At 64.5% G+C, this 6,435-nt stretch carries 4 protein-coding genes; all 4 read left to right on the top strand.

Annotation, left to right across the window (positions count from 1 at the left end):
• On the top strand, window positions 1-2,801 hold a 2,801-nt coding region (locus ACLFQI_RS10510), incomplete at its 5' end, for a DNA-directed RNA polymerase subunit beta' (RefSeq protein ID WP_410759146.1).
• Window positions 2,802-3,240: 439 nt separating this feature from the next.
• Window positions 3,241-3,615, top strand: a complete 375-nt coding sequence (rpsL, locus tag ACLFQI_RS10505; protein ID WP_410759144.1) for a 30S ribosomal protein S12 — start codon at window positions 3,241-3,243, stop codon at window positions 3,613-3,615.
• Window positions 3,616-3,700: 85 nt separating this feature from the next.
• Window positions 3,701-4,171, top strand: a complete 471-nt coding sequence (rpsG, locus tag ACLFQI_RS10500) for a 30S ribosomal protein S7 (RefSeq protein ID WP_410759143.1) — start codon at window positions 3,701-3,703, stop codon at window positions 4,169-4,171.
• A 52-nt stretch (window positions 4,172-4,223) separates the two neighbouring features.
• Window positions 4,224-6,320 (top strand): elongation factor G, encoded by a 2,097-nt coding sequence (fusA, locus tag ACLFQI_RS10495; protein ID WP_410759141.1) that lies wholly within the window; start codon window positions 4,224-4,226, stop codon window positions 6,318-6,320.
• Window positions 6,321-6,435 lie beyond the last annotated feature (115 nt).

Genomic DNA, 6,435 nt, shown 5'->3' with positions numbered 1-6,435 from the left:
TGATGATGTCGTCGAACAACATCCTCTCGCCGGCCAACGGCGAGCCGATCATCGTGCCCTCGCAGGATGTGGTGCTCGGCCTCTATTACATGACCCGCGAGCGCATCAACGCCAAGGGCGAGGGGCTGGTGCTGTCCGGCATCGATGAGGCGCGGCGTGCCTACGAGACCGGCCACGCGGCGCTGCAGGCGCGCGTCAAGGTGCTGATCCGCGAGGTGGTGCGCGACGAGGATGGCCGCGTCGAGGAGCGTACCGGCGTGCGCGAGACCACGCTCGGGCGCGCGCTGGTGTGGGAGATCGTGCCCGAGGGGCTGCCGTTCGAGCTGGTCGACCGGCCCCTTGGCAAGAAGCAGATCTCAGGCCTGATCAATACCTGCTACCGCGTGCTGGGTTTGAAGGACACCGTGGTCTTCGCCGACCAGATCATGTTCCTCGGCTTTCGCATGGCGACGCGCTCCGGGGTCTCGATCGGCCTCGAGGATATGGAGGTGCCGCCCGAGAAGGCGCGCATCATCAGCGCGGCCGAGAACGAGGTGAAGGAGATCGAGGATCAGTACACCCAGGGTCTGGTGACCAACGGCGAGCGCTACAACAAGGTCGTCGATATCTGGTCGCGCACCAACGATCAGGTCGCCAAGTCGATGATGAGCAAGCTCGGCAAGGACCAGGTGCTCGATCGCGACGGCAACCCGGTCATCGACAGCGATGGCAATCCGCTCAAGCAGGACTCGTTCAACTCGATCTACATGATGGCCGACTCCGGCGCGCGCGGCTCGCCGGCGCAGATCCGCCAGCTCGCCGGCATGCGCGGACTCATGGCCAAGCCCGATGGCTCGATCATCGAGACGCCGATCACCGCCAACTTCCGCGAAGGACTGAACGTCATCCAGTACTTCATCTCGACCCATGGCGCGCGCAAGGGCCTGGCCGATACCGCCTTGAAGACCGCGAACTCCGGCTATCTGACCCGGCGGCTGGTCGATGTGGCGCAGGACATGGTGGTACTCGAGGAGGACTGCGGCACCGAGCGTGGACTGACGATGATCCCGATCATCGAGGGCGGCGATGTCGTCGAGCCCCTGCGCGAGCGTATCCTCGGCCGCGTCACCGGCGAGGATCTCTATCGTCCCGGCACCGACGAGATCGTCTGCGAGGCCGGCACCCTGCTCGACGAGGGCTGGGTCAAGCAGCTCGAGGCCGAGGGCATCGATCAGGTCTTGGTGCGCTCGGCGATCACCTGCGAGTCGCGCTTGGGGGTCTGCGCCCAATGCTACGGGCGCGATCTGGCGCGCGGTCATCGCGTCAACATGGGCGAGGCGGTCGGCGTCATCGCCGCGCAATCGATCGGCGAGCCCGGCACCCAGCTGACCATGCGCACCTTCCATATCGGTGGCGCCGCCTCGCGGGCAGCGGCGGTGAGCAATGTGCAGGTCAAGGGCGCCGGCAACATCAAGCTGCACAACATCAAGACCGTGCGGCATCACAGCGGCAATCTGGTCGCCGTCTCGCGTTCCGGTGAATTGGCGGTCACCGACGAGAAGGGCCTGGAGAAAGAGCGCTATAAGATCCCTTATGGCGCCACCGTCGCGGTCAACGATGGCGATACGATCGAGGCCGGCGCCATCGTCGCGAACTGGGACCCGCATACCCATCCGGTGGTCACCGAGGTCGCCGGCGTGTTGCGCTTCGAGGACTTCATCGATGGCGTCACGGTGCAGAGCAAGACCGACGAGGTCACCGGCCTCGCCTCGCTCGAGATCATGGACCCGAAGCAGCGGCCGGCGGCCGGCAAGGATCTGCGTCCGATGGTCAAGCTGCTCGATGCCGATGGCGAGGAGTTGAACATCGCCGGCACCGATCTGCCCGCGCGCTATTACCTGACCTCGGGGGCGATCGTCACCGTCTCCGATGGGGCCGAGGTCGGCGTTGGCGACATCCTCGCCCGGATTCCGCAGGAATCCTCGAAGACCCGCGATATCACCGGTGGTCTGCCGCGGGTGGCGGATCTGTTCGAGGCGCGCAAGCCGAAGGATCCGGCGTTGTTGGCACAGGCCACCGGGACCATCAGCTTCGGCAAAGAGACCAAGGGCAAGCAGCGACTGGTGATCACCACCGATGACGGCGAGACCATCGAGGAGCTGATTCCGAAATGGCGGCATGTCAACGTGTTCGAGGGCGAACGCGTCGAGCGCGGCGAGGTGGTTTCCGATGGCGAGTTCAGCTCGCACGATATCCTGCGTCTGAAGGGCGTCACCGCCTTGGCCGAGTACCTGGTCAAGGAGATCCAGGACGTCTATCGGTTGCAGGGCGTGAAGATCAACGACAAGCACATCGAGGTCATCGTGCGCCAGATGCTGCGCAAGGTCGAGATCACCAACGCCGGTGACACCAATCTGCTGCGCGGCGAGCAGGTCGATCAGGCCACGGTGCTCGCCGAGAACGAGCGGGTGAGCGCCGAGGGCAAGCATCCGGCGCTTTACGAGCCGCTGCTGCTCGGCATCACCAAGGCCTCGCTGGCGACCGAGTCGTTCATTTCTGCGGCCTCGTTCCAGGAGACCACCCGCGTGCTGACCGAGGCGGCGGTACGCGGCGCGGTCGATGGTCTGAACGGGCTCAAGGAGAACGTCATCGTCGGTCGCCTGATCCCGGCCGGCACTGGCCTTGCGCATCATAATGAGCGCCGCCGGCGGCGTCAGCCCGATGGTGGTGGCAACGCGGCGGAGCGCATGGAGATGGCGACCGAGGAATTGACCGCCGCGTTGAAGCAGGCGCTGAACACGCAGGAGTCCGAGGCCGACTGAGTCTCGCAAGCCCCCTTTAGGGGGGCATCGGCCATCGATCCGCAATCTCGCGTTGACAGGGGCGGCGGAGCTGAATATACTTCTCGTCTTAGCTCGCCGGCATGCAGTATTCGCCGGCGAGCAGATTGAGTGGCATGGTCGCTGCGGCACGCCCTTCTCGTCGACTTTCCGTCGTCTATCTGTGTTCCCGTCGTTCGTTGACGGGGTTCCAGCCTGGTATTCTCTAGGGTGGGTGGATTGACTGCGGCGCGTCCTGCGCGTTGTATCGCGGCCTTGCGTGAAGGCTGGGGCGCCAATCAAGGGGTTCTCCATCCGGCTTCGCGATAAGGCGGCGCGAGTGCCCTCGAACCAAAATCCCAAGATCGAGCGTCGCCAGCCGGGGGCTGCGGGCTCGGACTTTTAGTGCATACAGATTGCATTCAAGCCGTCGGAGTCAGTCATGGCGACAGTCAACCAATTGGTGCGTCATCCGCGTAAGCGCCGGGTCGCGAAGAGCACGGTCCCCGCGCTCGAGGCCTGTCCGCAGAAGCGCGGCGTTTGCACGCGTGTCTACACCACCACGCCGAAAAAGCCCAACTCGGCGCTGCGCAAGGTCGCGCGCGTGCGGCTGACGAACGGCTACGAGGTCGCGTCCTACATCGGTGGCGAAGGGCACAACCTGCAGGAGCACTCGGTGGTGCTGATCCGGGGCGGTCGGGTCAAGGACTTGCCGGGTGTGCGCTATCACACGGTGCGCGGCACGCTGGATGCCTCCGGTGTCGAGAAGCGCCGCCAAGGTCGGTCCAAGTACGGCGCCAAGCGCCCGAAGAGCTAAGACGCTCTTCGTCCATCGCCTCGTCCATCGCCGCGCGGGTCGAACGCGCGAACCCTTTTATTAGGTAGTCGGAGCCTGAAAAGCAATGCCGAGAAGACGCATCGTTGGTCGTCGCCAGATCCTGCCGGACCCGAAACACGGTAGTGAGCTGCTCACCAAGTTCATCAATATGCTGATGGAAGACGGCAAGAAGGCCGTGGCCGAGCGCATCATCTATGGCGCGCTCGATCGGGTGGTCGAGAAGAAGGGCGCCGAGCCGCTCGAGGTTCTCGATAGCGCGATGGAGAACGTGCGCCCCGTGGTCGAGGTCAAGTCCCGTCGCGTCGGTGGCGCGACCTATCAGGTTCCGGTCGAGGTACGGCCGTCGCGGCGCAATACGCTGGCGATGCGCTGGTTGATCGACGCCTCGCGCAAGCGCTCCGAGAAATCGATGGCGCTGCGCCTCGCCGGCGAGCTGATGGACGCGGCCGACGCGCGTGGCACCGCGGTGAAGAAGAAGGAAGATACGCATCGCATGGCAGAGGCCAACAAGGCCTTCTCGCATTATCGCTGGTAGCGCAACAGGCGCGCAGCTCCCGATTTCACCCCAGGCAATAGGCAACGCAGTCGTGGCACGTAGCACCCCCATCGATCGGTACCGAAACCTCGGCATCATGGCGCACATCGATGCCGGCAAGACGACGACGACCGAGCGCATCCTGTTTTACACCGGCCTGTCGCATAAGATCGGCGAGGTGCATGACGGCGCTGCCACCATGGATTGGATGGAGCAGGAGCAGGAGCGCGGCATCACCATCACCTCGGCGGCGACGACCTGCTTCTGGTCCGGCATGGATCAGCAGTTCCCCGAGCATCGGATCAACATCATCGACACCCCCGGGCACGTCGACTTCACCATCGAGGTGGAGCGTTCGCTGCGGGTGCTCGATGGCGCCTGCACCGTGTTCTGCGCCGTCGGTGGCGTCGAGCCGCAGTCCGAGACCGTTTGGCGCCAGGCCGACAAATACGGCGTGCCGCGCATCGCGTTCGTCAACAAGATGGACCGCATGGGGGCGAACTTCCTGCGTGTCGTGGGGCAAGTCCAGGATCGCCTTGGCGCGGTTGCGATTCCGTTGCAGTTGCCGATCGGCGCCGAGGAAGACTTCGCCGGCGTCGTCGATCTGGTGCGGATGCAGGCGATCTACTGGAACGATGAGGATAAGGGGCTGACCTACGAGGCCCGCGAGGTGCCGGCCGAGATGGCCGAGGCCTGCGCCGAGTGGCGCGAAAAGCTGGTCGAGGCCGCCGCCGAGGCGACCGAAGAGATGATGGAGAAGTATCTCGAGGGCGGCGAGCTGACCGAGGACGAGATCCGCGCCGGTATCCGCAAGCGCTGCATCGCCAACGAGATCGTGCCCATGCTCTGCGGCTCGGCGTTCAAGAATAAGGGCGTGCAGGCGATGCTCGACGCGGTCGTCAGGTACCTGCCCTCACCCCCCGAGGTCCCAGCGATCAAGGGTGTGCTGGACGATGCGGCGGAGACCGTCGAGGAGCGTCCGTCGAAGGATGACGCCCCGTTCGCGGCACTGGCGTTCAAGATCGCCACCGACCCTTACGTCGGCACCCTGACCTTCTTCCGCGTCTACTCGGGCGTGCTGAACGCCGGCGATAGCGTGCTCAATCCGGTCAAGAGCAAGAAGGAGCGCGTCGGACGCATCCTGCAGATGCACTCCAATGACCGCAAGGAGATCAAGGAGGTCCGTGCGGGCGATATCGCCGCGGCCGTCGGCCTCAAGGATGTCACCACCGGTGACACCCTCTGTGCGCTGGACAAGCCGATCACGCTCGAGCGCATGGAGTTCCCGGAGCCGGTGATCTCGGTCGCGGTCGAGCCAAAGACCAAGAGCGACCAGGAGAAGATGGGCGTGGCGCTGCAGAAGCTGGCGCAGGAAGACCCGTCGTTCCGGGTGCGCTCGGACGAGGAATCGGGGCAGACCATCATCTCCGGCATGGGCGAGCTGCACCTGGAGATCATCGTCGATCGCATGCGGCGCGAGTTCAACGTCGAGGCCAACGTCGGCGCGCCCCAGGTCAGCTACCGCGAGACGCTGCGCTCAAAGATCGAGCAGGAGACCAAGTTCGCGCGCCAGTCCGGCGGTCGCGGTCAGTATGGTCATGTCTACATTCGGCTCGAACCGCAGGAGCCGGGCGCGGGCTACGAGTTCGTCAACGAGATCGTCGGCGGCGCGGTGCCGAAGGAGTACATCCCGGCCGTGGACAAGGGCATCCAGGAGGCGATGACCAATGGCGTGATCGCCGGCTTCCCGGTGGTCGACGTCAAGGCGACGCTCTACGACGGCTCCTATCACGAGGTCGATTCGAGCGAGATGGCGTTCAAGATCGCCGGTTCGATGGCCTTCAAGGAAGGCGCGGCCAAGGCCAAGCCGGTCCTGCTCGAGCCGATCATGAAGGTCGAGGTGGTCACGCCCGAGGAGAACATGGGCGATGTCATGGGCGACCTGAACAGCCGCCGCGGCATGATCCAGGGCATGGAGGATACGCCATCGGGCAAGATCATCCGCGCCGAGGTGCCGTTGTCGTCGATGTTCGGCTATGCGACCGACTTGCGCTCGGCGACCCAGGGGCGGGCGAGCTACAGCATGGAGTTCGCTAAATATAACGAGGTCCCGGCCAGTATCGCCGAGACCGTCGCCAAGAAACGATAGTGTCGATCACGGATCGGCGCTCGCTAATGATTGCAGTGGATCTCTGAGGGGATACGGGCATGTCCAAAGAAAAGTTCGAGAGAAAGAAGGCGCACGTCAATGTCGGCACGATTGG

It is taken from the genome of Halochromatium sp., from assembly GCF_046541315.1.
In the GTDB taxonomy this organism is placed as follows: domain Bacteria; phylum Pseudomonadota; class Gammaproteobacteria; order Chromatiales; family Chromatiaceae; genus Lamprobacter.
The sequence above is the reverse complement of the archived record's forward strand: the minus strand, read 5'-3'. Positions and strand labels throughout refer to the sequence as shown.

Bases quoted from the DNA above. Each gene is read 5' to 3' on its own strand.
- rpsG (WP_410759143.1), top strand. From the start codon at position 3,701: ATGCCGAGAAGACGCATCGTTGGTCGTCGCCAGATCCTGCCGGACCCG.
- rpsL (WP_410759144.1), top strand. From the start codon at position 3,241: ATGGCGACAGTCAACCAATTGGTGCGTCATCCGCGTAAGCGCCGGGTC.